The 23,974-nt window shown below is 42.5% G+C and carries 44 protein-coding genes; 41 read left to right on the forward strand and 3 right to left on the reverse strand.

The window, feature by feature from the left end; all coding sequences use genetic code 11:
* Positions 1–70 precede the first annotated feature (70 nt).
* The gene (locus PYW33_RS06215) at positions 71–277 is read left to right on the forward strand and encodes a hypothetical protein (RefSeq protein WP_004645354.1); all 207 of its coding nucleotides are present in this window, start codon (positions 71–73) and stop codon (positions 275–277) included.
* Here PYW33_RS06215 and PYW33_RS06220 read toward each other — a convergent pair.
* A complete protein-coding gene (locus PYW33_RS06220) occupies positions 255–524 on the reverse strand; it encodes a hypothetical protein (protein WP_016807065.1) in 270 nt (89 codons plus the stop codon). The genes PYW33_RS06215 and PYW33_RS06220 overlap by 23 nt on opposite strands.
* A 49-nt stretch (positions 525–573) precedes the next feature.
* Positions 574–1,254: a LexA family protein gene (locus tag PYW33_RS06225; protein WP_004645352.1), complete on the reverse strand. Its 681-nt coding sequence runs from the start codon at positions 1,252–1,254 to the stop codon at positions 574–576.
* A gap of 79 nt (positions 1,255–1,333) precedes the next feature.
* On the opposite strand from PYW33_RS06225, the gene PYW33_RS06230 reads away from it, so the two are divergent.
* The 35 genes from PYW33_RS06230 to PYW33_RS06400 all read left to right on the forward strand — a co-directional run bounded on the left by PYW33_RS06230 (position 1,334) and on the right by PYW33_RS06400 (position 21,085).
* Positions 1,334–1,519, forward strand: coding sequence for a Cro/CI family transcriptional regulator (locus PYW33_RS06230; RefSeq protein ID WP_004645351.1), 186 nt, complete (start codon positions 1,334–1,336; stop codon positions 1,517–1,519).
* 39 nt (positions 1,520–1,558) lie between these two features.
* Positions 1,559–1,867, forward strand: coding sequence for a hypothetical protein (locus PYW33_RS06235; RefSeq protein WP_004645350.1), 309 nt, complete (start codon positions 1,559–1,561; stop codon positions 1,865–1,867).
* 5 nt (positions 1,868–1,872) lie between these two features.
* Entirely contained in the window at positions 1,873–2,565 is a 693-nt protein-coding gene (locus PYW33_RS06240) for a phage regulatory protein/antirepressor Ant (protein ID WP_016807066.1), read from the forward strand.
* The gene (locus tag PYW33_RS06245) at positions 2,562–2,732 is read left to right on the forward strand and encodes a hypothetical protein (protein ID WP_004645347.1); all 171 of its coding nucleotides are present in this window, start codon (positions 2,562–2,564) and stop codon (positions 2,730–2,732) included. The genes PYW33_RS06240 and PYW33_RS06245 overlap by 4 nt, the downstream gene beginning before the upstream one ends.
* Positions 2,725–3,471, forward strand: coding sequence for a hypothetical protein (locus tag PYW33_RS06250; protein ID WP_016807067.1), 747 nt, complete (start codon positions 2,725–2,727; stop codon positions 3,469–3,471). The genes PYW33_RS06245 and PYW33_RS06250 overlap by 8 nt, the downstream gene beginning before the upstream one ends.
* Positions 3,471–4,790, forward strand: coding sequence for a replicative DNA helicase (locus PYW33_RS06255; protein ID WP_004645345.1), 1,320 nt, complete (start codon positions 3,471–3,473; stop codon positions 4,788–4,790). The genes PYW33_RS06250 and PYW33_RS06255 overlap by 1 nt, the downstream gene beginning before the upstream one ends.
* The gene (locus tag PYW33_RS06260) at positions 4,787–5,239 is read left to right on the forward strand and encodes a hypothetical protein (protein WP_004645344.1); all 453 of its coding nucleotides are present in this window, start codon (positions 4,787–4,789) and stop codon (positions 5,237–5,239) included. The genes PYW33_RS06255 and PYW33_RS06260 overlap by 4 nt, the downstream gene beginning before the upstream one ends.
* On the forward strand, positions 5,236–5,913 hold the full coding sequence (locus PYW33_RS06265) for a hypothetical protein (RefSeq protein ID WP_004645343.1): 678 nt from the start codon (positions 5,236–5,238) through the stop codon (positions 5,911–5,913). The genes PYW33_RS06260 and PYW33_RS06265 overlap by 4 nt, the downstream gene beginning before the upstream one ends.
* Positions 5,910–6,134: a hypothetical protein gene (locus tag PYW33_RS06270; RefSeq protein ID WP_004645341.1), complete on the forward strand. Its 225-nt coding sequence runs from the start codon at positions 5,910–5,912 to the stop codon at positions 6,132–6,134. Before PYW33_RS06265 ends, PYW33_RS06270 begins: the two co-directional genes overlap by 4 nt.
* Complete coding sequence (locus PYW33_RS06275) at positions 6,127–6,477, forward strand: hypothetical protein (protein WP_004645340.1); 351 nt, start codon at positions 6,127–6,129, stop codon at positions 6,475–6,477. The genes PYW33_RS06270 and PYW33_RS06275 overlap by 8 nt, the downstream gene beginning before the upstream one ends.
* A complete protein-coding gene (locus PYW33_RS06280; protein WP_004645339.1) occupies positions 6,470–6,616 on the forward strand; it encodes a hypothetical protein in 147 nt (48 codons plus the stop codon). Before PYW33_RS06275 ends, PYW33_RS06280 begins: the two co-directional genes overlap by 8 nt.
* A complete protein-coding gene (locus tag PYW33_RS06285) occupies positions 6,609–7,121 on the forward strand; it encodes a RusA family crossover junction endodeoxyribonuclease (RefSeq protein WP_004645338.1) in 513 nt (170 codons plus the stop codon). The genes PYW33_RS06280 and PYW33_RS06285 overlap by 8 nt, the downstream gene beginning before the upstream one ends.
* A gap of 10 nt (positions 7,122–7,131) precedes the next feature.
* Complete coding sequence (locus tag PYW33_RS06290; protein ID WP_004645337.1) at positions 7,132–7,665, forward strand: hypothetical protein; 534 nt, start codon at positions 7,132–7,134, stop codon at positions 7,663–7,665.
* Positions 7,666–7,825: 160 nt separating this feature from the next.
* Complete coding sequence (locus tag PYW33_RS06295; protein WP_004645336.1) at positions 7,826–8,062, forward strand: hypothetical protein; 237 nt, start codon at positions 7,826–7,828, stop codon at positions 8,060–8,062.
* 121 nt (positions 8,063–8,183) lie between these two features.
* Positions 8,184–8,504 (forward strand): hypothetical protein, encoded by a 321-nt coding sequence (locus PYW33_RS06300; protein ID WP_004645335.1) that lies wholly within the window; start codon positions 8,184–8,186, stop codon positions 8,502–8,504.
* Between the two features lie 220 nt (positions 8,505–8,724).
* The gene (locus PYW33_RS06305) at positions 8,725–8,919 is read left to right on the forward strand and encodes a hypothetical protein (protein ID WP_141278881.1); all 195 of its coding nucleotides are present in this window, start codon (positions 8,725–8,727) and stop codon (positions 8,917–8,919) included.
* 2 nt (positions 8,920–8,921) lie between these two features.
* Positions 8,922–9,146, forward strand: a complete 225-nt coding sequence (locus tag PYW33_RS06310; protein WP_004645331.1) for a hypothetical protein — start codon at positions 8,922–8,924, stop codon at positions 9,144–9,146.
* Positions 9,085–9,363 (forward strand): DUF968 domain-containing protein, encoded by a 279-nt coding sequence (locus PYW33_RS06315; RefSeq protein WP_034605837.1) that lies wholly within the window; start codon positions 9,085–9,087, stop codon positions 9,361–9,363. Before PYW33_RS06310 ends, PYW33_RS06315 begins: the two co-directional genes overlap by 62 nt.
* Entirely contained in the window at positions 9,344–9,850 is a 507-nt protein-coding gene (locus PYW33_RS06320; protein WP_004645330.1) for a NinB/YbcN family protein, read from the forward strand. Before PYW33_RS06315 ends, PYW33_RS06320 begins: the two co-directional genes overlap by 20 nt.
* A 4-nt stretch (positions 9,851–9,854) precedes the next feature.
* Positions 9,855–10,367, forward strand: a complete 513-nt coding sequence (locus PYW33_RS06325) for a terminase small subunit (protein WP_004645329.1) — start codon at positions 9,855–9,857, stop codon at positions 10,365–10,367.
* Positions 10,368–10,382: 15 nt separating this feature from the next.
* Positions 10,383–11,873 (forward strand): hypothetical protein, encoded by a 1,491-nt coding sequence (locus PYW33_RS06330; RefSeq protein WP_004645328.1) that lies wholly within the window; start codon positions 10,383–10,385, stop codon positions 11,871–11,873.
* Positions 11,874–13,289, forward strand: coding sequence for a DUF4055 domain-containing protein (locus PYW33_RS06335; RefSeq protein WP_004645327.1), 1,416 nt, complete (start codon positions 11,874–11,876; stop codon positions 13,287–13,289).
* The gene (locus PYW33_RS06340) at positions 13,282–14,403 is read left to right on the forward strand and encodes a minor capsid protein (protein ID WP_004645326.1); all 1,122 of its coding nucleotides are present in this window, start codon (positions 13,282–13,284) and stop codon (positions 14,401–14,403) included. Before PYW33_RS06335 ends, PYW33_RS06340 begins: the two co-directional genes overlap by 8 nt.
* A complete protein-coding gene (locus PYW33_RS06345; protein WP_004645325.1) occupies positions 14,400–14,627 on the forward strand; it encodes a hypothetical protein in 228 nt (75 codons plus the stop codon). Before PYW33_RS06340 ends, PYW33_RS06345 begins: the two co-directional genes overlap by 4 nt.
* A gap of 78 nt (positions 14,628–14,705) precedes the next feature.
* A complete protein-coding gene (locus tag PYW33_RS06350) occupies positions 14,706–15,422 on the forward strand; it encodes a hypothetical protein (protein WP_004645323.1) in 717 nt (238 codons plus the stop codon).
* Positions 15,423–15,439: 17 nt separating this feature from the next.
* Positions 15,440–16,429, forward strand: a complete 990-nt coding sequence (locus PYW33_RS06355; RefSeq protein ID WP_004645322.1) for a hypothetical protein — start codon at positions 15,440–15,442, stop codon at positions 16,427–16,429.
* Between the two features lie 10 nt (positions 16,430–16,439).
* The gene (locus PYW33_RS06360; RefSeq protein WP_004645321.1) at positions 16,440–16,640 is read left to right on the forward strand and encodes a hypothetical protein; all 201 of its coding nucleotides are present in this window, start codon (positions 16,440–16,442) and stop codon (positions 16,638–16,640) included.
* A gap of 2 nt (positions 16,641–16,642) precedes the next feature.
* A complete protein-coding gene (locus PYW33_RS06365; RefSeq protein WP_004645320.1) occupies positions 16,643–17,020 on the forward strand; it encodes a DnaT-like ssDNA-binding protein in 378 nt (125 codons plus the stop codon).
* Entirely contained in the window at positions 17,020–17,388 is a 369-nt protein-coding gene (locus tag PYW33_RS06370) for a hypothetical protein (protein ID WP_004645319.1), read from the forward strand. The genes PYW33_RS06365 and PYW33_RS06370 overlap by 1 nt, the downstream gene beginning before the upstream one ends.
* Positions 17,389–17,564: 176 nt before the next feature.
* On the forward strand, positions 17,565–17,939 hold the full coding sequence (locus PYW33_RS06375) for a hypothetical protein (RefSeq protein WP_004645316.1): 375 nt from the start codon (positions 17,565–17,567) through the stop codon (positions 17,937–17,939).
* Positions 17,936–18,346, forward strand: coding sequence for a hypothetical protein (locus tag PYW33_RS06380; protein WP_004645315.1), 411 nt, complete (start codon positions 17,936–17,938; stop codon positions 18,344–18,346). Before PYW33_RS06375 ends, PYW33_RS06380 begins: the two co-directional genes overlap by 4 nt.
* A gap of 319 nt (positions 18,347–18,665) precedes the next feature.
* Positions 18,666–19,190: a Rha family transcriptional regulator gene (locus PYW33_RS06385; protein ID WP_004645314.1), complete on the forward strand. Its 525-nt coding sequence runs from the start codon at positions 18,666–18,668 to the stop codon at positions 19,188–19,190.
* 72 nt (positions 19,191–19,262) lie between these two features.
* Positions 19,263–20,201 carry a phage tail tube protein gene (locus PYW33_RS06390; protein WP_004645313.1) on the forward strand — a complete coding sequence of 313 codons (939 nt, stop codon included), beginning with the start codon at positions 19,263–19,265 and terminating at the stop codon, positions 20,199–20,201.
* Between the two features lie 132 nt (positions 20,202–20,333).
* The gene (locus PYW33_RS06395) at positions 20,334–20,813 is read left to right on the forward strand and encodes a hypothetical protein (RefSeq protein WP_004645312.1); all 480 of its coding nucleotides are present in this window, start codon (positions 20,334–20,336) and stop codon (positions 20,811–20,813) included.
* A 2-nt stretch (positions 20,814–20,815) separates the two neighbouring features.
* Positions 20,816–21,085: a hypothetical protein gene (locus PYW33_RS06400; RefSeq protein WP_004645311.1), complete on the forward strand. Its 270-nt coding sequence runs from the start codon at positions 20,816–20,818 to the stop codon at positions 21,083–21,085.
* Here the strand turns inward: PYW33_RS06400 and PYW33_RS16880 are convergent.
* On the reverse strand, positions 21,082–21,465 hold the full coding sequence (locus tag PYW33_RS16880; protein ID WP_004645310.1) for an Arc family DNA-binding protein: 384 nt from the start codon (positions 21,463–21,465) through the stop codon (positions 21,082–21,084). The two genes, PYW33_RS06400 and PYW33_RS16880, sit on opposite strands and share 4 nt — an antisense overlap.
* A 117-nt stretch (positions 21,466–21,582) precedes the next feature.
* On the opposite strand from PYW33_RS16880, the gene PYW33_RS06410 reads away from it, so the two are divergent.
* The 5 genes from PYW33_RS06410 to PYW33_RS06430 all read left to right on the forward strand — a co-directional run bounded on the left by PYW33_RS06410 (position 21,583) and on the right by PYW33_RS06430 (position 23,915).
* On the forward strand, positions 21,583–21,738 hold the full coding sequence (locus PYW33_RS06410) for a hypothetical protein (RefSeq protein WP_004645309.1): 156 nt from the start codon (positions 21,583–21,585) through the stop codon (positions 21,736–21,738).
* Between the two features lie 79 nt (positions 21,739–21,817).
* A complete protein-coding gene (locus tag PYW33_RS06415) occupies positions 21,818–22,108 on the forward strand; it encodes a hypothetical protein (RefSeq protein WP_004645308.1) in 291 nt (96 codons plus the stop codon).
* Positions 22,105–22,887 carry a phage antirepressor KilAC domain-containing protein gene (locus tag PYW33_RS06420; RefSeq protein ID WP_004645306.1) on the forward strand — a complete coding sequence of 261 codons (783 nt, stop codon included), beginning with the start codon at positions 22,105–22,107 and terminating at the stop codon, positions 22,885–22,887. The genes PYW33_RS06415 and PYW33_RS06420 overlap by 4 nt, the downstream gene beginning before the upstream one ends.
* Positions 22,884–23,210, forward strand: coding sequence for a hypothetical protein (locus PYW33_RS06425; RefSeq protein WP_004645305.1), 327 nt, complete (start codon positions 22,884–22,886; stop codon positions 23,208–23,210). The genes PYW33_RS06420 and PYW33_RS06425 overlap by 4 nt, the downstream gene beginning before the upstream one ends.
* Before the next feature lie 48 nt (positions 23,211–23,258).
* Entirely contained in the window at positions 23,259–23,915 is a 657-nt protein-coding gene (locus PYW33_RS06430) for a hypothetical protein (RefSeq protein ID WP_016806987.1), read from the forward strand.
* The last annotated feature ends 59 nt before the right edge of the window (positions 23,916–23,974 follow it).

Raw genomic sequence — 23,974 nt, forward strand, 5'->3', positions numbered from 1 at the left:
AGAAAACTTATTTTTTATGATTTAATAGACAAAAGAAAACCCACACAGGGTGGGTTATTTGGAGTTTGTTATGGATAAGAATCAAGAATTAGAACGTGGCATCATTCCTGCTGGAACGCGCATTAAGCTATATGAAGGCTCAATCACACTCCTAGAGAACGTTGCAGTAAACGCAAATCAAGAGTGGATTGATCGAGCAATCAAAGATCAAGATGATTACTACCTTGGTTTGGGGAGTATTGGTGATAAAAGTCTTACGAGTTCAACCAATCAGTAATTTTTTTATCAACATTCCAAGAGGCCCAAGAGCTTTTATCAACTTCAATAACAAATAAAACATCATCAGAATCTATATAGTTTTGAAGGAAGTCACGAACTTGACCCGCAGTTTTATTTGTCAGGATTATCCATTGTGATCTTGTGGGCCTAACCCAAATATCATTAGAAACAGCCTTTATGCCTTCGTACATTTTATTGTAATCCTTAGATTTTATTAAATCGTAAGTTACAGAATAGTAGGCCATATAGTTCTCCACCCGATCCAAGAGCCGCTCGGGTATGCGGCTTTTATTTTTAATTCTTACGTGGTTTCTTCTTAGCTCGATAAACGTAGCGAATACAATCCACTACCTCGCCAACAAACTCGCAATTTTCATCAAGTGGAATAATATTTGGTTTAAATTCAGGATTAATCGCCTGTAGGTATTTAGTGCCGTCCGGTTCAATCACCAGGCGCTTAAAAGTCGCGTCATCAAACTTTCTAACAACAACAATATCCCCTGAGTTCATGTCACAAAATGGCAGGGTCGGATCTACAAGAATGTAATCACCTTCATGGAATTCTGGGTAGTTACTCAAGCCTTGAACTTTCAGGTAAAAGCATTTTTCACAATCACCATCTGGAATTGGCAGCCACTCTTCCACCTGGGACATGTCAACAGATTCGACATTGGTCATCGTACCTGCCTGAACCCATGACAAGACAGGGGCCATGCGTGGTGCCACAGGAACCACATTGGACTGCTCTTTTTGCGTGGCGCTAGGATCACCTTTGCCAGTCAGTATGTATTCAGTCGTTACCCCAAAATGATTTGCCATTGCTTCTAATGATCCTGCTTTAGGCAAATAACTATCTTTTTCCCACTCAGTTACAGCGGGCGAACTCACTCCAGCAATCTTTGCTAATTGCGCTTGAGTTAATTTTTTCGAACGTCTAAGCGCACGTATGCGCTGACCAATAGTTGTTTTTTCCATATAAGTAATCTTACATATTGCTTTTATAAGTTTTCTTTGATTAAATACTAAGAAATCTTACTTTATTGAGTAAATACCAATGACCAAACAAGAAGCATATGAGTTGCTTGGGGTTAATGGCGTTGAACTGGCAAAGCTACTTGGAATAGAGCCGCCTGCCGTTTACCAATGGCCTAACCAAAAAATCCCCTTAGCACGTGAATACCAAATTCGAGATTTAGCGGCTGGAAAGCAACCAATCACACATAGCAAAGAAGCTGTATAGGTAAGTTTATGAGTTTTAGAAATTGCAAGGAATCCACTAATGGGAGTCGATGATTTGAAAGAAGCAATCGAAAAAGGATATTTGGGCGGGAAATACACCGTTCCGAAAACAATCAAATTTACACATGAAATGCTTGATGCAATCGCTATTGCTAGCGAAACCAATGAGCAGGATTCGTGTAACTGGGTGCGTGAGGTCATAGCGAAAGCCCTACTAGCTGAAGATGCTAAGTACGAGCGTATGGCAAGAGCGCGTAATCGGTCAAAGTGTACTTCGGGCACTTTGGTACACCAAAAAGAAAGCCCATCTGCGGGAACAGATGAGCTTGATATTCAACAAAGGGGCTAACCAATATGAACATGCCAATATTAACACAGTTCGGAAATTCCGAGCAATCAATGGACACTCTGGATATTTCTGAGCTTGTTCAATCTCGCCACGACAAAGTTAAGCAGTCAGTTGAAAGACTGGCTGAGCGTGGTGTTATTACTTTACCCCCAATGGGGGAAAAGGCCACAGCAGGCCGGCCAACAACTTTTTATGTTTTTTCTGGCGAGCAAGGAAAATTAGACTCAATTACTGTGGTTGCTCAGCTTTGTCCTGAGTTTACAGCCGCCATTGTTAAGCGCTGGTATGAACTGGAAGGCAAAAACCGCGAACTATCCAAAATGGAAATCCTGCAAATGGCTCTTGAGTCTGAGCAGCAGAAATTGGTTCTTCAGCAGCAGTTAGAAATCCAAGCCCCAAAAGTCGCATTCGTTGATAAATACGTTGCAGGTAACGGCAATAAAACATTCCGCCAGGTAGCAAAACTACTAGGTGCAAACGAGCGCAAGTTCCGCGACTTCTTAAAAAAAGAAAAGATTATGTACAAGCTCAATGGTGAGTGGCTGGCATATCAAAACCACATAGATGCAAAGCGATTCCACAACAACACAGGTATCAGCGAGAGCAACCACACATTCACACGATCTCTATTCACACCAAAAGGTGTCGAGTGGACTGCTGGAGAGTGGGCTAAGTTCAATTTGCGAGGTGCTGCATGAACCACTTAACCCGCCAATTCGTTGACCAGTACGAGCGTGAAAATCCGAATTTCACCTCGCGCTATTGCCCAGTTGCCGATTTATATGACGCTGATCTGGATATGTTTCACATTGAAGAAGTGCAGGATGAGTACGTTGAATTTAAACAAGGGGGAGATTGTGAGTAATTTTATTGTTAATGCCTTCATGCTCCCTAATGCCTGTATTGATGGTGGAACTTTGGCTGAATTTAAGGGTGCGCCTTTATCTGTGTATGTCTACCTTGTAAGACGTACACGCGGCTGGGGTGTTGATACTCGCGCAATTAGTATTGCTGAATTTGAACGCAGCACTGGCTATAAAAAAGATGCTGTTATTGCTGCATTGCGCTTACTTGAAGACAAGGGAATTATTGAAGCTACACGCAAATATAAGTCGGTTACTGAGTACAAATTGTGTGATGGAGTTCTCGACTCTGAAAAACCGAATCAAGAATCTAAGGTCGGAAAAAACGACAAGAAAGATAGCAATCTTGTCGGAAAATCAGAATCCAATCTTGTCGGAAAAACCGCATCTATTAAAACAACTTCTTTTAAAGCAACTTTAAAGCAAGGGGTGTACTCAGAAGACTTTGAAAAATTCTGGGAATCATATCCACGTTGTAAGCGTAAATCAGACAAGTCTGGAACATTTAAAACTTTTGAGAAATACAAATCAGTTGTGACTACTGAAACATTGATCAAAATTCTAAATGCTCAAAAACAAGATCAATCTTGGATTAAACAGGATGGTGAATTTATTCCAGCACCGACTACCTGGCTAAATCAAAAGAATTGGGAGAACGATTACTGGACAACTCAAGCACCAGTATTTAATCAAGCAGCACCAGCACCTCAAAACCTTAAAACAGTCAAAGGGGCTTGGTAATGTCTGATATTCATAACATCGCAATCGAGCAATGTGTACTTGCTGCATTGATGACAGTTCAAAACTCTTATGAAACTGTGGCAGGTGACTTAACTCAAGACTGCTTCTTCTCAACAAAGCATCAAGAGGTTTTCAAAGCTATTTCCGAATTGGCTGATTCTGGAAGACCTTATGACGCTGTACTGGTTGAACAGAAACTCAATCAAAGTAAATCTCTGGTTGATGCTTCTGACTATCTGATGACGATCATGTCTGAATCGCCATCAAGTTTTTATAACTTGGGCAGCTATGTATCTGAACTTAATAAACTGAAATCACACCGCAAGGTTGAGGAAATTGGCAAGAAGATTGCCATGATTGCTCATGACTTAAATCTGGATGATGTCTTTGCTGAAGCAGAGGGACTATTTAGTGGATCAGACAATCAGGATCAGAATAACTTAGGTTCAAGCTTTGAAGACTCCATTGATAGTGCTTTGAAAAAGATGATCGAGAAAGCCGAAGCACTGGCACAGGGTAAGCCGTCAGGTGTGAGGTTCAATCTGCCTACTTTGGACAACCTCATTGGTACGGTTCAAAAAGGGCATTTGTGTGTCGTTGGTGGTAGACCGGGTTCAGGTAAATCGACTTTGGCTCAAATGCTGGCACTGGATACTGCAATCAAAAACAAAGGTGTGCTGTTTGTATCGGCTGAGATGGATAAAGAGACTTTGGTTAATCGAATGATTAGTGCCTTGAGTCTGATCCCTTATGACGAGCTGCACAACGCTCGTATGTCGTCAGGTGTGATGCAGGACTTCACCAATGCGCAAGCTGCCTATGCAAAATTGCCAATCTGGATCGAACCGAAGCAAAAGCCGACATTAAGCGAAGTTCGTACCTATGTACGCAAAGCAGAGCGCCGCTACAAGAAGATAGGACTTGGGTGCATCGTTATTGACTACTTGCAGTTACTTCGCAATCCAAGCCAAAGAGACCGCATTCAGGAGGTGGCATCAATCAGCCGTGAACTTAAATCAATGGCGAAGGAATTTGAATGCCCAGTGATTGCATTAGTGCAGTTGAATCGTGATGCAGACAAAGGCTCGCGCCCAAAGAGTTCAGACATTAAAGAATCGGGTCAGATTGAACAGGATGCAGACCAGATCGTCTTGCTACACCCAAAGCTGCAATCAGAGGACTTAATGCCGACTGGTGTGACTGAGGTGCTTGTGACTAAAAACCGTCATGGCAAGAAGGGGATCGTGTTGGTTCAGGATCAATTGGATGTGTGTCGCTTTGCAAGTGTGGCTCAAGAGCAAGTAGGGGGTGGGGTGTGAACATCAATAAATCAGAATTTTTAGAACACGTAAAAGCTGAAAGCGTGGCACGTAAGTCAACAGCGGTTCCGGTTGAGAAAGAGAAGCTGCGCAAAACACTTACCCGGGACGTTAAAAAATTCCTTAAGTCTGGTGGTCAGGTTCAGAAATTGCCAGGTACGGAGTTTAAGCCACGCCCACAGCGCTCAACGGTTGAAACGCCTTCTTCATACGCTTCATCGTTGCAAGTCAATCGCTTAATCAAGTGGTGCAATTCAAGCGCCACATTAAAACCAAGACGCACATATTTGGCTGAACTGACAGGTATTCCGCTTTATCGCATACGCGGCAGCATTACCACATCAAAAAGAGGTGCTCGCTTAACCAAGGATGAACACCAAAAGATTATAGCGGTCATGGCACAGGTTGAGGAACTGGAAATTCAATCCAAACAAGGGGAGGCTGCATGAAAAAGCGCAATAAGAAATACAACCCGAATAAGTTGGGTCAGATCAGGGTATCAAAAGAAGCTCAATTTCGGGCGAATTGGAAAGCCTGCGATGTGCTGTATGAGTTTCAGATGGACTTTGTTGTTGAGCATGTGAATAAGGCAATTAATGATTACGCAGAAGAAAACAACTTGCCTGACGATGCTTATGTGCCTGCCCATGTGACGATTGGCGCTTATGAAGAACAGGATTTAATTATCGCGCTCAAGCAGCAATTGATTAAAACGCCTGAATCTTGGGAGATCGGCATTGACTCGCATTTCTACAATCTGGAAACAGACGAAATGCTAACAGTGCCATTTGCATTAACCTTGCCGCCGATGACACATGCAGAGTTGATGGGTGGATGCTCAGCTAAAGTGCATTTTGTGGATGGTATCAAGACAGTTATGGGTGAGTGGGAAGGGCTGCAAAAGGAAATGATTAAGAACTGGGAAAAACAAGGTATTCCAGAGGGATTTGAATTAACGCAGTCACAAGTCCGAATGATTGCACAAGCTCACTTTAAGGATTTTCTATCCTACTGCCAATTCCAATCATATTTGAGTTTGCGCGATGCAGGCAAATTGATTGCGTCACTTAAAAAAGAGGAAAACCAGTGGTCGTTAGTTAATAAGCGAGGGAAAGCAGCATGAACTTAATCGAGAAAACAGAATTAAAGGAATGTGACCATGATTGGGAAAATATTTCCAAGATTGGGGACACCAAACGTCAACTTATCTGCACCTATTGCTCAGAACAAAAATCAGAGCCTTTTGATGTGAATGTAAAGCAGTGGTCGGATGAGGAAACTGACCATTGCACGGACATTGCTAATCATATCAGCCCGAATACGAAGGTGATTGAGCATGAGTGATTTTGAAAAGTGGTTTGAGGATCAAGACTTCTACACAAACATGCGATTCATCCATGGTGACAAGCTGTTTGATAAGGATGGTGATGTTTATCGAGTGCTGCCGGTTCAGATGACTTATCAGGGGTGGAGCACACAACGTCAGCGCTCTAAGGATGAATTTGTCGAGCTCACTCAGGAATGGCACACCAAAGGCTGGAATGCTCGTCAGGGTGAGATTGATGAGCTAAAAGCCAAATTAAGTGAGGTTCAGCGCGTGATCGATATTTATGAAGATAGTGATATTGATAGCTTGAGTGATTTCGCTAGATATGTGAAGCAAGCCCTGCGAGGTGATCATGAGTAAATTCCAACAAGAAACCGCAGTGCTTTTGATTTGCAATACTGTTCTTTTCGCTGAGTTCAAGACGACTGTTTTAGGTGTATTGATGCTTATTTTTATGGCTTGCTTTGCTTCGATGATGTGGCGAGGTGCCAATGACTAATCTTCGAATCACCGCAGCACAGGCACGAAAAGCCGGTATTGGCCCTCGATTTGGTGTAACAGCCAAGTCGGGGAAGAAGAAATCCAATCCAGATCCAATGCCAAAGGTTCCGGCTCATCTGGTCGAAGGGAAGGGATTTGGTGTGATGAATGATGAACTGCTCTGGTGTGAAGTTTTAATCACACCTCCTTCGGTGAATCACTACTGGATTCGTGGGGCCAACAAGACCAACCGATTAAGTAAGCGTGCAATCCACTTTATTGACGTTATGAAGCGTTTTATCGAGCCGGCAGGGTATCAGGGCAGAGTTCGCGTAAAGATCGAATACGCGCCACCTGATGCGAAAATACGCGACATCGATAACATCGTTAAGCCTTGCTTCGATGCTTTGTCGAAAGGTGGATTGATTCTGGATGATTCCCAGGTGGATGAATTGCTTGTGAAGCGGTTGCCATCAGAAAAAGGCGGGAAGCTGATTATTCAAGTTGAAAAGTTAAGGGTTTGAGGGAATAGGGATGAATGCGATGGTAGCTGAAAAGATGACAAACATTGAATGGTTGGGGCAGCAGTTAAGAGCAAAGACTGCGAATTATGAACCAAGTCAAGGGGGTGGTAGTTTGGAGCCAATTACATGGGAAGATCGCTGTGGTGCTATTGCTTCAATCGATGATCAGGCAACAAAGGCATATTGTGAAATCTTGGTATGGGGTGACTATCGAGATAACACAATGGCCTACAATATTTTGCATCATTATTTAGCTGCTAGTCTCTATGAGGCTTTAGCAAAGGATGTGCAACGCATTCGATTTGATCTTAAGTCCTTTGCACTCAAGGTGGCAAAGATGGCGTTATTCTTAAGTCTTCGAGATATGGGTAATTTTAAAGCTGAAGACAAATTACGTTTTTTTGGCATCACGGAAATGAAGATGCGTACCTACCGAGAGCACTATGCTTATCTGGAAAATATGGTGGAAATTATGCTTTCAGATATGCGCGATGAGATAGATTTTTATGCTGATATTTATCGGAAAAATTTAAGAAAAGCTTAATTGACAAATAAGCCCCATATAAGATAGTATTTTTATAGACTGGTCGTTCTATACAAAAGTGACCAAGTGTTAAAAAGCTCATCGAAAGGTGGGCTTTTTTGACATTATTTATTCATAAAATTAAGTGATAATGCCTTTTTGTTTTTGAGCTCTAATTGAAATGGCGATTTTAACTGTTAAAAAACTAGAAGATACTCTCGGTAAATTAGTGGCTGAAGGCAAAAAGCCTGAAAAGATTTTATTAGGCTATAAAGCGTATGGCGAGCTAATGAATGATCGTAGCTTTTTTGAGGAAGTGGCTGGCTCGGCAATGGATCCAAACAAACGAAAATATAAAAATATTAAAATTAAGGTCACTCAAGACGAATACCAGTTTGAAGTGAAATGTCAAAAATAGGTTTAAGCATCAAGGAAAGCTAGCCAAAAGGTGGGCTTTTTGCATTATGGCGGTCCTATTAATTTCTAGTGGTTTTTAAATTAATGCCGCCACCCAGATTCTAAAAATAACCGAGCCAATCATGAAAACAATCAAATACCAAAACAATGAATTCCAGTTTAACGATGTGCATATTGCCAAAACTGGTGACAAAGCATGGGATTACGCCTGGGGTATTGCTGACGAGTTTGGTTATTTGGCTCCATGTGTTATTGAGTCGCTACCAGATGAAGATAATAACGAAATGATTCTGGTTGTAGATCGTGAAGATAAGTGCAAGGCTGAATGTGTAGCCATCATTTGCTCAAAAGAGAAATCACCAATGTTCCCATCATTAACTGAAGATGCTCGCTGTATGGGCTTCCAGTTTGTGTATGAGGGAGATCAATTCGAGGTGCTGTGATGCTCCAATTTTTCCTTTGCTTATTTGGCCTACATGGTGCCACTGAGATCGACTACACGATTGATGATGAAGAAATCAAGGTGTGTCGGGATTGTTTGAGAGAAGTTGAATAAACCCTTGTCACTTCGGTAACAGTCGCCGGACGTATTACGGCAAACAAAGCCCCTCGCATTCTAGATGTTGAGGGGTTTTTCTTTTCTTATTGGTGGTGAATATGCGAATGAGTCGAATGAGTTTAGGAATGGCTTTAGCATCCATGGGGATGATGGTGGTTGGTGATGGGATGCATCGAGCTACCGATAGTTTGGGTGCATTATCGCGGGCTATGCGTTTGACTCAACCAGCAAAACATAAATCAAAGCCTAACCGTGTAAGTCAGGCAAAGAGACGCAAATATAAGCGTCAAGGTCGGTGAATATGGACATAGTATCTGCACAAAGGGAATTAAAAGAGCATTGCGACCAGATTGATATTTTACTCAGCCTGTCACGCAGCATGATGACTGCTAAAGAGATGGTGGATATTGATGAAAAGCTTAAACGCCACCGAGAGCGGGCAAGAAACATCAGAATCAATCTCTATGAAGCGCAACCACAAAAGACTCGCAGCAATCAGAAAGCTACCATGCATCCGGTGCGGTAATCCAAACTCACAGGCAGCTCACAGTAATTCAGCAAAGCATGGTAAGGGTAGAGGGATTAAAAGTTCTGACCTATTTGTAATTCCCCTTTGTTTTAAATGCCATGCTGCATTCGATCGTTTTGAATTGGGCAACCGAGAACAAAGTGAAGCCATGTTTGAGAAGTGGTTGGTTAAGACTGAGTTGATGATGGGTAAGCATGATGAAGAATGTTTCTAAGCTAGAACCCATAACACTTGTTATTAAATCATTTGAAGAAGTAGGCCGTGCTATTGCGTATATGCACAGACATCATGCGGATGCTTTGAGTGATGGGAAGCCTTTAGTTGTTCGCATTGATCAGAAGCAAGAAACATTATCCAGCGCACAAAGAAGATTGTACTGGCTGTGGATGACTGAGTACGGCAAACAGCGTGGACTGGATAAAGAAGAAGCGTCTGCATTCTTTAAATACAAATACCTGTCGATCATTTTTAATCGTGACAATGTGGGCGAGTATCCAGAAACATTTAGAGTCATGCGTGATTTGAAAAAGTCAGGAAGTTCAGGCTATGAGCCATTAAGACAGTTTGTATCAAATCGAATGAGCATCACGGAAGCCACGCCAAAGCAGATGGCTGAATTCTTAACTGATATTGAAATGTGGTGCTTAAAGGATGGTGTGAGGCTCACCTGTCCAGATGATCTTAAATATGTGATGGAGTAAAGATATGGCAAACCTAACACCCAAACAGCAAAGGTTTGTCGAAGAATATCTGATAGACCTAAATGCTACGCAAGCCGCGATTCGTGCTGGGTACAGTGAGAAGACAGCCAAAGAGATTGGAAGCGAAAACCTCACAAAACCTAACATTGCAAAAGCAATTGAGGAAGCGCAAAACAAACGTACTGAACAAACCCAAATTGATGCTGCCTATGTCTTAAGACGTCTGGTCGAAATTGACCAAATGGATGTCCTGGACATCATGGATGATCAGATGAAGATTCGACCTGTTAATGAATGGCCTAAAGTTTGGCGACAGTACGTGGTAAATCTTGAGAATCTTGAACTGAGTGATGGTGAAGGTTGTTTTAAAAAGATCAAGTGGCCTGACAAGGTGAAGAATCTTGAGTTACTAGGTAGGCATGTCTCTGTGGGCGCATTTAAAGACAAAGTGGAGCACTCAGGAAAACTTGAGATTCAATCACTATCTGACCTGATGGATGAGCTAAGCAACGACTGAAAATAAGGAGGGCATATGCTTAAACCTGAGCATAGAGCAAAACTTATTGACCAACATTTCCGTTTAAATAATCTCTACTACATCACTGATAAGAACGGCAAACAAGTTAAGTTCAAGATGACACTTGAGCAGCTAGAGTACTTTGAAAACGAGTGGTCGAGAAACATCATCCTAAAAGCACGTCAGCTCGGTTTTACGACTGAGATGTGCATCATTCAATTGGATGCTGCACTGTTCATGTCTGATAAATGTGCCTTGATTGCACATACCCTGCATGATGCTAAACGTCTGTTTCGGGAAAAGGTTAAGTATGCTTATGAGAAGCTTCCACACCCATTACGTGCAGCCAATCCATTAAGCATTGAAACCAAGGAAGAGCTTGTATTTTCCAAAGGTGGATCAGTCACGGTCAGTACATCATTTCGTGGTGGAACGCTAAAGCGATTGCATATTTCCGAGTTCGGTAAGATCTGTGCGAAATACCCGGATAAGGCCCGTGAGATTGTCACTGGTGCTTTTGAGGCAGTTGGCTTGGGTGGAAAGATTACCCTTGAGTCTACAGCTGAAGGTAAGTCAGGTTATTTCTATGACTACTGCCAGACTGCTGAGAAGTTACAACTGCAAGGTAAAACACTTGGCATCCTAGACTGGAAATTCTTTTTCTTCTCATGGTGGAAGAATCATGATTATGCCCTGCCGGTTACAGCTGAGATTCCGCAGCGCCTAAAAGATTACTTTGCTGAGCTAAAAGCTAAATACAACATCCATACCACACCAGAGCAGCAACAATGGTACTGGCAGAAAGAGAAAACGCTTGGTGAGGATATTAAGCGTGAGTATCCATCTATTCCATCCGAGGCCTTTGCTCAGTCAGTAGAGGGCGCTTACTACAAGAAGCAATTCAAATTCTTGTACGAGAATGGCCGCATTGGTGAGTTGCCTGATAATTCACACTTGGATGTGATGACCTTCTGGGATTTGGGTGTATCGGATTCTATGGTGATCTGGTTCATTCGCAAGATCGGTGATGATCATTATCAGGTGATTGATTACTACGAAAACTCAGGCGAAGGCATGCGTCATTACTTCAAGGTCTTGAAGGATCGCGGCTATACCTATTCAGCACATTACGCTCCACATGATATTCAAAACCGCTCATTGATGAACGATGGTAAATCTCGCCTTGATATTGCCAAAGAAGGTTATGAGATTGATGGGGTGAAATATTCAGTTCGTTTCCAAGTGGTTCCTAATATTGGAATCATGGACGGCATTGAATTGGCCCGTGAAATCCTGCCTCGATGTGAGTTTGATGAAACCAAGTGTGAGGAAGGTATTTCTCATCTGGAAAACTATCGCAAAGAGTGGGATGACAAGAAAGGCTGCTGGAAGGATAAACCTCTGCATGACCATACTTCGCATGGTGCCGATGGTTTTAGATATTTTGCTGTAGCGATGTCGAAGAAGATTCAACCTAAAACTATTTCATTAAGCACGGTGTACTAAATGGCAGTCAATTCAAAACATCCTAAATATGCTGAATTTGAAGGCCGCTGGAAGGTCGTTCACGATCTATGTGATGGTGCAAATGCAGTGAAAAAGGCAGGTGCTTTATATCTGCCTGAAATCAATGTGAGCAAGGATCAGCGCGAGAATGATTTACGCAATCAGGCTTATCGTGATCGTGCTGTGCTGTATGAAATCACCAAAGACACTAAACAGGAATTAATCGGCATTGCCTTCTCGGAAGATCCGAACTTTGATCCTGATGGTATGGATTTCCTGAAATACAATGCCGATGGTACTGGCAAGTCTTACTACCATTTGATGCAAAGCGCTTTGGGTGGCTTACTTGATGCTGGCCGTGGCGGTCTCTTTGTGGATTATCCGCAGACAGATGGTGCGACTTCGGTTGCTGAGGTTGAGCGTTTAGGTATTTTGCCGACAGTCGTGCATTACAAAACCTTAAGCATTATCAATTGGGGTGTGCGTAAGGTAGGTGCTCACTTTAAGACAGCTTTGGTAGTCCTTGCTGAGAAGGATTCTATTGTGGATCCGAGTGACGAGTTTAGCCTAAAAGAGATTCAGCTTTATCGGGTATTGCGACTGGACCAGAACGGTGAATATTGTGTTCAGATTTATTCTGATCGTACTGGCACCCTGCAAGCTGATAGCGAACCGTATTATCCGACTGATGCAAATGGCGCCAAGTGGAATGAGATACCATTTATCCCGCTTGGATCGGTGGCCAATGATTGGGAGATTGATAATATCCCGCTTGAGTCACTGGCATTGATGAATATCGCGCATTATCACAACTCAGCTGAGTATGAGAACAGTGTGTTCCTCTGTGGCCAGATTCAACCAGTGATGACTGGCCTTGATACCGAGTGGCGCGATTGGCTGCAAGAAAATGGTGTAATGCTAGGCTCTACAACTCCTTTAATGCTTCCAACGGGTGCGACATTCACCTTTGCTCAAGCAGAGGAGCAGATGATTGCCAAAGAGGCAATGGAAGCCAAAGAGAAGCACATGAAGGCTTTGGGGGCAAAACTGCTTGAGGAAAATCAAGTGGTGAAAACTGCAACCGAATCCAACAATGAATCGATGGCGAAATATTCTGTCTTGTCGTTATGTGTGGCGAACCTCAATGAAGCCTCTGAAATTGTGTTGCGCTGGTGTGCCAAGTACTTTGGATCTGGTAAAGCTAAGTTCACGATCAAACAGGACTTTGCTAAAGGTAAGCTTTCACTTGATGCCTTGAAGTTTTATAACGAGCTGGTCCAGCAAGGCAAATTGAGCCGTCAAACCTTCCATGAAATCCGAACAACCGGAAAAGTTCCTGAGATTGATTTTGAGGAAGAAGAACAGCGGATCGAAGCTGAAACAGCTAGTGCTTTACCAGGTGTGAACTATGAATGACCAAATAGCACAGAAAGCAATACTTAATGCTTTAAGCCAACATTCAGCCTATAGCTATCGAGCATCGACCCAAGCTGTAAATGAAGTTTTAAGCCGATTCTACGGACTGTCTAACAAGTTGGTATCCGAGCTAAGGGAATTGCTTGAAAACCTGTCTGACGCTGAAAGAATCGCATTGGCGAGCGGTCAATACACTACTGATCAATTGAAAGAAATCCGAATCCTGCTGAATGACCGATTTAAAGAGATTTCAGTCGAGGTGCCAGAAACCTTCCACCAGTCAGCGGTCAGCATGGCGGTGTATGAAGCATCTTATGTTAGTCAGTTGATGACAGGTGCAGCAGCTTCGGTCAGTGGTGAGCAGCTTTATAAAAAAGCAAAGTCTACTCCATTGGCAGGCGGTCAGCTCATTAATGAAATGTTTGGCTTTGTACTGGATAAGGCGCGAAAGCAGGTTGAATATGCGATTCGTGACGGTATCAATCAGGGGCAGACGAATCAGGAAATCATTACCTGCATTCGTGGCAAGCGAACCAAGGTCGGCAATCAATACGCTTATGTGGGTGGTATCTGGGATGCGACCAAGGTAGAGATTGAGCGTACTGTTCGGACCGCACGAAGTCATGTAGCGAATATCTCATATGACGATACCTGGAAGGCACTTGGATTCACTCATGTGAAATTCGTCAGTACTTTGGACGGGAGAACGTCCAAAACGTGTTCTGTACTAGATCAGTCGGTGTATGAGATTGATAAGCCACATCCGCAACCGCCTTTGCATTATAACTGCCGCAGCGTTCTCATTGGAGTTGATGCTGATGGAAAGCTATCAGGCAAGCGTCCGTTTGTAATGGATGAGCGTAAGGTCAAGGATATTCCAAAAGATGAACGTAAAGACCTGATTGGCCAGTTGGATGCCAATACATCGTTTAAGAAGTTTTTCGACCAGACTGATGAGTTTTTTCAGAAAGAATGGCTCGGTCCAGCACGCTACAAGCTCTACAAAGAAGGTAAGTACAGCATTGATAAGTTTGTCGATCCTCAAGGCGCCATGTACACGCTGGATGAGTTGAAGGCGCTGGATGCAAAGACGTTTAAGGAATTGGGATTATGAAAGACGTTGAATTAAAGCTTATTGAAGGCACCAATCAATTTGTACTTGTAGATGCCGAAACCAAACAAGAGATAGGCATACAGTCAAATGTTAGTGCTGAATGTAGTGTGGATGGGATGACGATTGTGACTGCAACTTTCCAGATACCACCTAAGAAAAAGACACCTGTTATGCGAAGCTCAATTAATCAAAAAGATATTGAGTTGAGCAATCAGCGCAAATAAACCAAATCCAAACCTAGACCCAAACGGGTCTTTTTTTATGCCCGCAGTTTGTGACTGCACAATCGCTCGGAGAGCAAAATGCTGAAGTATGAATTAGAAAATCTCGATGGTGTCGAGGAATCTGTCAAATCACTCTATGAAGAAAAAGACGGTAAATACGTCCTGAAAATCGAAGGTATTCCGCAGCCACAAAATGATGAGGGCCTACGTAAGAAGGTTGATGAGCTGCTTGCTGAAAAGAAAGCGGAACAGCAAAAGCGCAAAGAAGCGGAAGAACAGGCCCGAAAAGAAGCTGAAGAAAATGCCCGCAAAAACGGCAATATCGAAGCCTTGGAAAAGTCATGGAGTGAAAAGCTTGCAGCACGCGAAACCGAGCTGTTAAACGAAAAACAGGCACTTGAAGCACAAGTCTACAAATTAACAGTTGGAAGTAAAGCTACTGAACTGGCAGCGAAACTCGCTGTACCAGGTAGTGATTCCGTTTTGCTTCCACATATCAGCAATCGCCTACAGGTTGAAACTGTAGATGGTGAAATCAAAATCCGTGTTCTTGATTTGCAGGGCAAGCCAAGCGCATTGAGCATTGAAGATTTAGAAAAAGAATTTCGTGCGAATGAGGCATTCAAGCCTTTGATTCGTGCGTCAAACGCATCAGGAAGTGGGGCTTCTGGTGGTCAAGGTGGCGGTGCTACTAAAAAACCACATGAAATGACGACAGCCGAGCGTCAAGAGTGGCAATTACGCGACCCATCAGGGTTCAAGGCTGCTTTAGACAATGGCGAATTTAATAAATAATTTGGAGTATTAATCTTATGGCATCAGTTCGCCTTACAGATATTTATAACCGCGACCTTCTAGCAAGCTACATTGATCGTGATTCCCTTGAAAAAACCGCATTTGCTGATTCAGGTGTATTGGTCACCAATAACGAATTTAGCCAATTATTGAATGCGCGTACTGCAATTCAAGAAGTTCCATACTGGAATGATTTGGATGCGTCTATCGAACCAAACTACAGCAACGACAACCCGGCTGACAAAGCTGTTCCGTTGGCACTGAATACTGGTGTGATGAAAGCCCGCATTGCTCACCTGAACGAAGGCTGGGCGGCTGCAAACCTTGTGAAGGAATTAACCGCACAAGATCCACTTGCCGCAGTAGGTCGCAAACTAAACCGCTACTGGCAACGTCAGGTTCAACGTCGTCTAATTGCATCCGTTTTGGGTGTGTATGCCGACAACGTGGCCAATCATGCAAGCGACATGGTGGTATCAGATGCAGTTGGCACTCTGGATGCTGACATCATCATTGATGCTGGTGCAACTATGGGTGATAGCGATGAGGGCTTGGGCGCTCTAGTGGTTCACTCTAAAAAGTATGCTGATCTTCAAAAGCAAAACTTGATCGAGTTTGTTGAGCATTCAGATGCCAAAACTCAGATTGCTACTTATCAAGGTAAGCGCTTGGTTAAAGATGACGGCATGCCGATGATTTCAGGTCAGTACCTTTCAATCCTTTTGGGTGCTGGTGCGATTGGTTACGGCTTTGGTCAACCAGACAATGCTCAAACTGTTTCTTACAAAGATGAAGAAGCAAACGGTGGTGGTGTAGAAACAATCTGGTCGCGTCGTAAGACATTCATTCACCCGCTCGGCTACAGCTTCACCAGTGCAACTATCACTGGCAACGGTACAGAAGATCCAGCAATTTCTGCATCATGGGCTGACCTTGCTTTAGCTGCAAACTGGACACGTGTCTATGACCGCAAAGCCATTCCATTGGCATTCATTCTAACCAAGTAAGGAGCTAAACATGGCTATTGGTAAAGGCGAAAAGAAAACCCGCTGGGAAGATGTAGTTGCTGGATTTAAAGTTCAGCAGCCTAAAAAGGTATCAGGCAAAGCATCTGGATCATCTACAGGTTCAAGCACACCGCCTAAAGATGATGATGCTGGTAAGAATGGCGGTGGCACTGAAGGTGCTGCAGCTGGAACCGAAACAACCAAGGAATAACTATGAATTACGTCACTATCGATTCAGTCACTCAAAGCCTTGGCCCAGATTGGGCTGGATCGGGTGACGCTAATCTCGCAGTTACTCAGGCGAATGCTTGGCTTCGTGTTAAGCATTTGCGTCAATTTGAAGTAATTCCAGAAGATGTATTACTTGCAGGGGCTTATGCTGCACAGTTAGCCGCTAAAGGTGAGTTATATAAAGACCGTACGGATGGTGTAGTGAAATCCGAACGCGTCAAAGCAGATACCGTAGAGGTTCAGACAGAGTACGTGGCAGGTATGGAGCAGGGCAAAAGCTCGACAATGTTATTCATTGATGACTTGCTGAGTCCGTATCTTTTAAAAGGCTTTGCAATTAATACATTTGTGGTGAAGTGATGAAAGATAAAATCCAAGCCAAGGTTGCGCAAGCATTCAGTACAAAATTGGCCGATGCTGTCGACACCTTCACCTGCACAAAACTGATTTACTCGGGTGAGTTTGATTTTGAAACGCAGACTTATCCCATTGTTGGTGATGAATCATATTCAGGGCGGGGCGTTCTGTTTGGCTCATATCAAAAAGACTTGGTGAAGCCTGCTGATTATCAAGCCGAAGATGCAAAAGCAATTGTTCTGCAGAATGAAGTTACAGGCATTCCGCAGATTGGTGATGTTTGGGCAACCAGTAAAGGTGATTTTAAAGTGGTGAATATTGGGGCTGATCCGACAGATAGTATTTGGACTTGTCAGCTTAGAAAGGTGTAGTTATGGCTTGGGAAGTACACGAAATCCATGATTCAGTTCATGTGATACCTCAAAATGATTTAAAACCACATGATTTCAATCCTGATTGCAAGTGCGGTGTGAGATATGAAGATGGCGCTTATATTCACAACTCATACGATGAGCGCGAATTAACTGAGAATCTGCCGAGGTGTTAAATGGGATGGAAAAACAAACCGACTAATTTTGCGCTTGATGTGGTGAAGAATGCAGATGACCATCTCAAAAAGATTGTAGGCGAAACATTGCAGCAAGTTATTGTGCGCTCGCCTGTCATGGATGGTGAATTTCGGGCATCGCACAAAGTAACGCTTGATAGACCGCAAGGCATGTATGAGAAAGGCTTTGACCTATCGGGTGGTGCAACACTAGCAGAAGGTTTGAAAGTCGCATCTACAGCGAAAATAGGCGGTCTTGTCTATATCCAGACATTGAGTCCATACGGCACACGTTTAGAAAATGGGTGGAGTCAGCAAGCACCCAATGGTGTCTACGCATTGTCCTACCAATCAGTAGCGAGTAAATACAAATGATGACACTTACTCAGGCTGAAACAGCCATTCATCAGGAATTGGTAAGAATTGCCAAACTCGAAAATCTAATCGTTGAAATGGTGAATAAGCCACTAAGTCATGGCATGCCATTTGAGCCACCGAAAAATAAGGCTTGGAGTAAGGCGTTTATTCAATACGCTGATAGCCAGATTGTAGGCATTGGTGATAAGCCATGCATTCGGGATCAAGGCATTATTTCAATTCAATGCTTTGCTCCACTTGGTAGCGGCATGATGATGCTTTCTGAGTTGTGCGACATATGGCGAAAGCATTTACAGTCTTTTAGTGTATCTCATCTCGAAATATACAAAGTTCATGCACCACAAAGCATGGATGAAAAGAACTTCTACGCAAAAATAATCAGAGCTGAGTTCCGAGTGAACTAGAAAAATTGTGCAGTATCAATTGACCTAAATGCCGTTTATATATTATTTTGTCTAAATTGGGAATCACTCAACCCAAAACATAAACCTCGCAATAAGCGGGGTTTTTTATTGACCAAAATTCACCAAATTCAAAACAGGAAAATTGGACAATTAGCCAATTTTTTAACTGAGAAAATGAGCCTTGCAGCGATGCAGGGCTTTTTTTATGCCTGTTTTTAGGCAAACCACTGGCTAGAACGACGGTTCGAAAAGCACGTTTCCATGTTCAACTTGCCTGCCAGTTTCTTTTTCTGAACATGGTCATATAAGAGGAAATCTTATGAACATGATGACAACATTAAATTTACGCGCCATGGTCTCAAATGAAAATGGCGAACCAAAGACAACCAGTTATGCAGTAGCGGAAGCATTCAAAAAACGACACTCTGATGTGCTTCGCTCTATAAAAAATATGAAATGCTCACAGAAATTTCGTGAACGCAATTTTGCGCTTTGCTTTGAAAACAATGACTTGCAGAATGGAAAGCCTAGAAAATTCTATCAAATGACTAAGGATGGCTGGATGTTTCTGGTGATGGGCTTTAATGGCGAGAAAGCAGATGCAGTAAAAGAGCAATTTATTGATGCCTTCAACTGGATGGCAAACCAATTAACCCAAGTTTTTCAATCTAAATGGGCGCGATATAACCATATTGTCGGTTATCGCAATAGTCGGAAGCAGCAAGTTAGCTGTTCGGCTAGAGATATGAATGCGTGGAAACAAGAAAAGCATCCACTTGATGATGAAATAGCGCAACTGGAAAGCGAGTTACAGCCATCGTTGCCATTTTTCCAATCATCTTGATCAGATTTTAAATCTAACCAAAACCACCGCCTACCTGGCGGTTTTTTATTGCCTAAAATTAAGGAGCACATTATGTCATCCAAAGGCACTGATGTAGTTATCTACATTGCAAAAGAAGAGTCACCTAATGTTCTGCCTGCAGTGCCTGTCTGGCATACGTTGCGTCGAAACTCTGACTCACTAAAGAAAACTGTTTCACTTACCGAATCTGATGAAATTGTAGATTCTCGCTTTGATCAAGGCTCAATGGCCACTTCGGGTGAAGCGACTGGCACCATTGAGTATGAACTATCGGCTTTAAGCCAAGATATTCTGCTTGAAGGTGTGGCTGGTAATGTGTTTGTTGATGATGCTTTAACTGGTGTAGCCACTCTTGAAATTGGTGGCATGGAATTAGATACCTTTACCATTGTAAAGCATGATAAAAAACTAAACTTTACTCAGGTGTTCTCAGGTGCTCGTATCGGTGAATTAACCATTCAAGGCGACACCGAAGGCAAAATCACAGGCTCTGCAACAATTAGCGCTACAGGCTATGCAAATCCAGCAGTAAGCCCTGTAACTGCTCCACTTGCTGCACCTGATACACCATTCATGTCATCTATCAATGTGAATACATTCAAGATCAATGGTGTGAGTACGGTGGGCACTGCGTGTGCTGAATCCTTCAGTATTACGATTAATAACAACCTGACAGCTCGCCCATGTTTAGGTAATCAGAGCATCATTCCAAACCGCTACACTGAAGGCAAAGTGAATATTGGTCTTAGTGCGACAGTAGTTTTAACAGAACAGTCCAAAGCCTGGATTCCATATGTTGAATCGCGTGAAACCATGACTGCGGAAATTGGCATTGAAGATACTCAAGGCAATGCTTACGGGTTCCATTTCTCTAAATTGGAACTCGATAATGATGGCATGTCGGACACCAATGCGACCGACGACCACACGCTGGCTCTAGAGTTTAAGCAGGTCAAAGTGGCACCAACCATCACACGTTCAGTTGCGTAAATAGATTTAGAAAAGCAAAAAGCCCGTGACTCGTAATCATGGGCTTTTTTGTGTTCACGACCTTATGGCAGAAGGAAGCAAACCATAGATGAATTATAACCCCAAACATCAAGTAAAGGTATAGGTATAAATATGGCATTTGGTATCGGCACAAGCACAAACACAGCTAAATGGTTTGACTACAAGAAAGACGGTGATAAGCAGCAGCGCATTAAGATTAAAAGCGCTAATAATGAACTTTATCTCGCAAAGAATGAAGAGGCTGGGGTTCTATATCGCGCACAGCCTGACGATGAAAACAAAAAACCATTTCACTTCTTCCAATACAAAGCAGAAGCATTTTTAATTGAAGACTGGCAAGGCTTTGATATTCTTCATATCGGTGAAAATGGAGAACAGGAGTTGAAGCAGGATGTTGCATTTTCTCCTGAAATTGCCGGTGAAATTTTCCTAAATGGCGGCACTCAGGGTGTTGAGTTAATGATTTTTGTCTCAAAAAAGGCCATGGAAATCTCTAAAGAGTTTGAGGTTAACCGGCAGTTAATTTTGGGAAAGTTGCAGAACTCTACCGATACCTCAACCAGTTTGCTGGACTCAGTGACTACCAAATAAAGTTGCGTGAAAAGCAGGGGCATGAATTACCTGATCCGCCTGTATACTCATATACAGCCAATGCTTTAATTGAAGCCTACAACGTCATCTCACGCTCACGTCGATACGAGCAAGGCGCACCGTTGGCATTAAGCATTGCTGACTTAAATGCCTATTGTGAGCAGTATGAGTTACCCGTAGAGCGTTATATTTTCAATGCAGTCATCTTTGATCTGGATAACCGGTTTATTGATGAGGCATATAAGAAGATGAGTAAAAGAAAAGCACCTTAGGGTGCTTTTTTAAACTCATCCAGAATTGGACTTTTGTCTTTATTGTCAGCAATTAGCTCTAATTTCTCTATTAAAAACTTATATTTCTCAACCTCTAAATGTAATTCAGGGGTTGGGTTATTGGTGTATTGATGTTCAAGCTTGTTCAGTACATTACCGTATAGCATGCTTAGAGCAGTGGCAGTCCCAGATAAAAAACCCTTACCGTATTGGGCCTTTTCCTCGTCACTAAAAAAGGCAGACTCAAAACTTTGCTCAAGACGAGCGACCATCTCAGCGCTCTGAGAGCGGTTATTTTCCTCAGCGGATTTCTCAATTTTTTGTTTTAGCTCAGGTGGCACACGCAATCGAACTATAGTGTGATCAGCTTGATTACTCATCTAAAAACCTCAATGCCACAAATTGTGGTAAATATTTCATGATAGGTATTTACATTACCACAAAGTGTGGCTATAGTTATTAAACGCCACAAATTGTGGCATAAATAGGAGGAAATAATGAAAGAAGAATTTGTTTATGTAAAAGGTCGGCTAGACAGCGAACTACATAAAGAACTTAAGCTGATTGCTAAAGAGGATAAAAGATCAATCGTTTATCTTATGAATGAAGCAGTCAAATTATTGGTAGAAAAACACAAGAGTGCGAAAGCATGAAATCAATAGGCACAAAAAAACCTTGCTCCACTACCACATTTCGCAAGGTTCAGTTGCCATCACAGAAGGATGTAAACACATGTCAAATATAACCCATATCACTGAAGCGAATCAAGTTCAGATCAGTGAACACCAATTAGAACGCTTTGTTGATTTTATTAACAATGCTGAAAAAGGCTTTAGCGACCTGCAAACCTTAGTCACTCTGATTATGGAAAAGTCTGAAAAGCACACAACAGCCTACACCTTAGCCTCAATCACTTGGGATCATTTGAATAAATGGGTAGATGAGTGCTGTGAAGAAGTTACCTACTTTGAGCAACATTCACCGAAAGCGGCAAAGTTATTAGCACAGGAGTCAGTGGCATGAATGCAAAATTAAATAACAGAGTGACTGTTGCTGATAAGGTTTTGGATATTGTTGAGTACCAAGGTCAGCGTGTTGTAACTTTCGCAATGGTTGATGAAGTTCATGGTCGCCCAGAAGGCACAGCTAAACGGAATTTTGGTACTAACAAAAAGCACTTAACAGAAGGTGAAGATTACTTTGAAGTAGGTAAGGACGAAATTCGTTCCAACCTTCAAGACGGTGTTTTTTCTAAGTTTGCTTCTAATGGAGTATTGATCACTGAATCAGGTTATCTCATGTTGGTTAAGTCATTTACCGACGACTTAGCTTGGAAGGTACAAAAACAATTAGTGAAGGGTTACTTCAAAGCCAAAGAGCTTATCCAAAACTTTGACCCAATGAAGTCTTTAGCTGATCCGCGCGTTTTGAGAGATTTGCTTCTAGGTTACTCTGAAAGGATTGTGGGTTTAGAGGAAGAAGTTCAGGAAATGAAGCCTTCAGTAGAGGCATATGATCGAATTGCCAAAGCTGATGGAAGTCTATGTCTAACCGATGCAGCTAAAGCTCTGCAAATGCGCCCAAAAGATCTAATTGCCAAGCTTTCATCTGGTAAATGGATTTACAAGCGAGCAGGTAACTCTCACTGGCTAGGCTATCAAGACAAAGTGCAAGCTGGTTATCTGGAACATAAGATAACTGAGGTGACGCGAGGTGATGGCACTACCAAAATTACTGAACAAGTTCGCATCACACCTAAAGGTTTGGCAAAGTTAGCTAAAGATCAAGGCGGCACAGCATGAATGATCTAGATTTTGAGTTGAGCGAAGACATTCTAAGCATGAGCCGTGATGAGTTGCTGGAAGATATTAAATATCGAATTCTGGCAGATCATGAAATGATTCTCCTGCATGCCAAGGAAAGACGAATCTTGGAGCAGGAAAAATTAGAAATGATTACTCTCCTGCAAAGAGGTGATGCAGCTATGGCCCGCGCAATGGATAAAATGCGGGAGTACGATGCTTTAATAAAGCGAGGTACTAAGACCATCCTGATGTGGCGAACCAATTGCTATCTGCTAACAGCTATCTTGGTCATTGTGGCGATAGTCTTGATGATTAAGTAAAAACAACCATCCTTCGGGATGGTTTTTTCATGCTGGAATTAGTATCTTGTGTTAAAAATTCGCAAAAAAAATGTTATGTACGAATTAACACCAGATATTCAAGCACAAATGATTGTAAGGTCGCTCAACTCAAACTTTACGATAGCATTCCCTAAGTCGAAATCTCGCAACTTTCCCGCTGCGCTGAGCCTAGCTAAGCTAGCTGATGAATTTGAGGAAAAGATAGATGGAAAAGCGGTTTACTACATCTCAACTTTCTCGATAAATCAAAAAAATTGTAGCTTATTGATTGCTTTGCTTGATCTGGCGATTGACTGGAAAGGGGTTCATATCTTCTTGGATGGCAAACCATTAAATAGGTCTAGATACTTGGCTGAGATGCTGAGGTGTTACCGCAATTCCTTCAGGGTAAAAGACCACAAGGCATACTGTTTCGAGATAAAAGAAGACCTAGGGTCGCCCAACTATGGATCAATGATTTTTGAGTTAAGAATAATTAACGAGAATGACACTCTCTTGAGTAAAGAAAGTGATAAAAAGCCTACGCAATGGATTTATCCATGCAAGCAACTCTCTGGCGCAGCTCGTTTTTTAAATAAGTGCCACCCCGCATCACTTCAGGATCAACTCCAAGCTAAAGCAGTTGAGGTTAGCTGTGATCTTTGTCCAAATTTTAATGCCTATGACCTTCAAGAGCTGGATTAATGTGCTCACATTTCTTTTTTGAGAGAAACTTAGTATCTTATCCCTGATAATTCTTAAAA

Source organism: Acinetobacter lwoffii (assembly GCF_029024105.1).
In the GTDB taxonomy this organism is placed as follows: Bacteria; Pseudomonadota; Gammaproteobacteria; order Pseudomonadales; family Moraxellaceae; genus Acinetobacter; species Acinetobacter lwoffii.

Excerpts from the sequence above, each read along its gene's own strand:
- PYW33_RS06315 (WP_034605837.1), top strand. The coding sequence starts at position 9,085 with ATGAAGCGCAACCACAAAAGACTCGCAGCAATCAGAAAGCTACCATGC.
- PYW33_RS06365 (WP_004645320.1), top strand. The coding sequence starts at position 16,643 with ATGAATTACGTCACTATCGATTCAGTCACTCAAAGCCTTGGCCCAGAT.
- PYW33_RS06375 (WP_004645316.1), top strand. The coding sequence starts at position 17,565 with ATGGGATGGAAAAACAAACCGACTAATTTTGCGCTTGATGTGGTGAAG.
- PYW33_RS06335 (WP_004645327.1), top strand. The coding sequence starts at position 11,874 with ATGGCAGTCAATTCAAAACATCCTAAATATGCTGAATTTGAAGGCCGC.
- PYW33_RS06340 (WP_004645326.1), top strand. The coding sequence starts at position 13,282 with ATGAATGACCAAATAGCACAGAAAGCAATACTTAATGCTTTAAGCCAA.
- PYW33_RS06350 (WP_004645323.1), top strand. The coding sequence starts at position 14,706 with ATGCTGAAGTATGAATTAGAAAATCTCGATGGTGTCGAGGAATCTGTC.
- PYW33_RS06425 (WP_004645305.1), top strand. The coding sequence starts at position 22,884 with ATGAATGATCTAGATTTTGAGTTGAGCGAAGACATTCTAAGCATGAGC.
- PYW33_RS06240 (WP_016807066.1), top strand. The coding sequence starts at position 1,873 with ATGAACATGCCAATATTAACACAGTTCGGAAATTCCGAGCAATCAATG.
- PYW33_RS06415 (WP_004645308.1), top strand. The coding sequence starts at position 21,818 with ATGTCAAATATAACCCATATCACTGAAGCGAATCAAGTTCAGATCAGT.
- PYW33_RS06420 (WP_004645306.1), top strand. The coding sequence starts at position 22,105 with ATGAATGCAAAATTAAATAACAGAGTGACTGTTGCTGATAAGGTTTTG.
- PYW33_RS06305 (WP_141278881.1), top strand. The coding sequence starts at position 8,725 with ATGAGTCGAATGAGTTTAGGAATGGCTTTAGCATCCATGGGGATGATG.
- PYW33_RS06215 (WP_004645354.1), top strand. The coding sequence starts at position 71 with ATGGATAAGAATCAAGAATTAGAACGTGGCATCATTCCTGCTGGAACG.
- PYW33_RS06255 (WP_004645345.1), top strand. The coding sequence starts at position 3,471 with ATGTCTGATATTCATAACATCGCAATCGAGCAATGTGTACTTGCTGCA.
- PYW33_RS06290 (WP_004645337.1), top strand. The coding sequence starts at position 7,132 with ATGAATGCGATGGTAGCTGAAAAGATGACAAACATTGAATGGTTGGGG.
- PYW33_RS06285 (WP_004645338.1), top strand. The coding sequence starts at position 6,609 with ATGACTAATCTTCGAATCACCGCAGCACAGGCACGAAAAGCCGGTATT.
- PYW33_RS06300 (WP_004645335.1), top strand. The coding sequence starts at position 8,184 with ATGAAAACAATCAAATACCAAAACAATGAATTCCAGTTTAACGATGTG.
- PYW33_RS16880 (WP_004645310.1), bottom strand. The coding sequence starts at position 21,465 with ATGAGTAATCAAGCTGATCACACTATAGTTCGATTGCGTGTGCCACCT.
- PYW33_RS06330 (WP_004645328.1), top strand. The coding sequence starts at position 10,383 with ATGCTTAAACCTGAGCATAGAGCAAAACTTATTGACCAACATTTCCGT.
- PYW33_RS06345 (WP_004645325.1), top strand. The coding sequence starts at position 14,400 with ATGAAAGACGTTGAATTAAAGCTTATTGAAGGCACCAATCAATTTGTA.
- PYW33_RS06310 (WP_004645331.1), top strand. The coding sequence starts at position 8,922 with ATGGACATAGTATCTGCACAAAGGGAATTAAAAGAGCATTGCGACCAG.
- PYW33_RS06270 (WP_004645341.1), top strand. The coding sequence starts at position 5,910 with ATGAACTTAATCGAGAAAACAGAATTAAAGGAATGTGACCATGATTGG.
- PYW33_RS06220 (WP_016807065.1), bottom strand. The coding sequence starts at position 524 with ATGGCCTACTATTCTGTAACTTACGATTTAATAAAATCTAAGGATTAC.
- PYW33_RS06410 (WP_004645309.1), top strand. The coding sequence starts at position 21,583 with ATGAAAGAAGAATTTGTTTATGTAAAAGGTCGGCTAGACAGCGAACTA.
- PYW33_RS06225 (WP_004645352.1), bottom strand. The coding sequence starts at position 1,254 with ATGGAAAAAACAACTATTGGTCAGCGCATACGTGCGCTTAGACGTTCG.
- PYW33_RS06320 (WP_004645330.1), top strand. The coding sequence starts at position 9,344 with ATGATGAAGAATGTTTCTAAGCTAGAACCCATAACACTTGTTATTAAA.
- PYW33_RS06235 (WP_004645350.1), top strand. The coding sequence starts at position 1,559 with ATGGGAGTCGATGATTTGAAAGAAGCAATCGAAAAAGGATATTTGGGC.
- PYW33_RS06280 (WP_004645339.1), top strand. The coding sequence starts at position 6,470 with ATGAGTAAATTCCAACAAGAAACCGCAGTGCTTTTGATTTGCAATACT.
- PYW33_RS06385 (WP_004645314.1), top strand. The coding sequence starts at position 18,666 with ATGAACATGATGACAACATTAAATTTACGCGCCATGGTCTCAAATGAA.
- PYW33_RS06295 (WP_004645336.1), top strand. The coding sequence starts at position 7,826 with ATGGCGATTTTAACTGTTAAAAAACTAGAAGATACTCTCGGTAAATTA.
- PYW33_RS06245 (WP_004645347.1), top strand. The coding sequence starts at position 2,562 with ATGAACCACTTAACCCGCCAATTCGTTGACCAGTACGAGCGTGAAAAT.
- PYW33_RS06360 (WP_004645321.1), top strand. The coding sequence starts at position 16,440 with ATGGCTATTGGTAAAGGCGAAAAGAAAACCCGCTGGGAAGATGTAGTT.
- PYW33_RS06380 (WP_004645315.1), top strand. The coding sequence starts at position 17,936 with ATGATGACACTTACTCAGGCTGAAACAGCCATTCATCAGGAATTGGTA.
- PYW33_RS06355 (WP_004645322.1), top strand. The coding sequence starts at position 15,440 with ATGGCATCAGTTCGCCTTACAGATATTTATAACCGCGACCTTCTAGCA.
- PYW33_RS06275 (WP_004645340.1), top strand. The coding sequence starts at position 6,127 with ATGAGTGATTTTGAAAAGTGGTTTGAGGATCAAGACTTCTACACAAAC.
- PYW33_RS06325 (WP_004645329.1), top strand. The coding sequence starts at position 9,855 with ATGGCAAACCTAACACCCAAACAGCAAAGGTTTGTCGAAGAATATCTG.
- PYW33_RS06390 (WP_004645313.1), top strand. The coding sequence starts at position 19,263 with ATGTCATCCAAAGGCACTGATGTAGTTATCTACATTGCAAAAGAAGAG.
- PYW33_RS06230 (WP_004645351.1), top strand. The coding sequence starts at position 1,334 with ATGACCAAACAAGAAGCATATGAGTTGCTTGGGGTTAATGGCGTTGAA.
- PYW33_RS06395 (WP_004645312.1), top strand. The coding sequence starts at position 20,334 with ATGGCATTTGGTATCGGCACAAGCACAAACACAGCTAAATGGTTTGAC.
- PYW33_RS06265 (WP_004645343.1), top strand. The coding sequence starts at position 5,236 with ATGAAAAAGCGCAATAAGAAATACAACCCGAATAAGTTGGGTCAGATC.
- PYW33_RS06370 (WP_004645319.1), top strand. The coding sequence starts at position 17,020 with ATGAAAGATAAAATCCAAGCCAAGGTTGCGCAAGCATTCAGTACAAAA.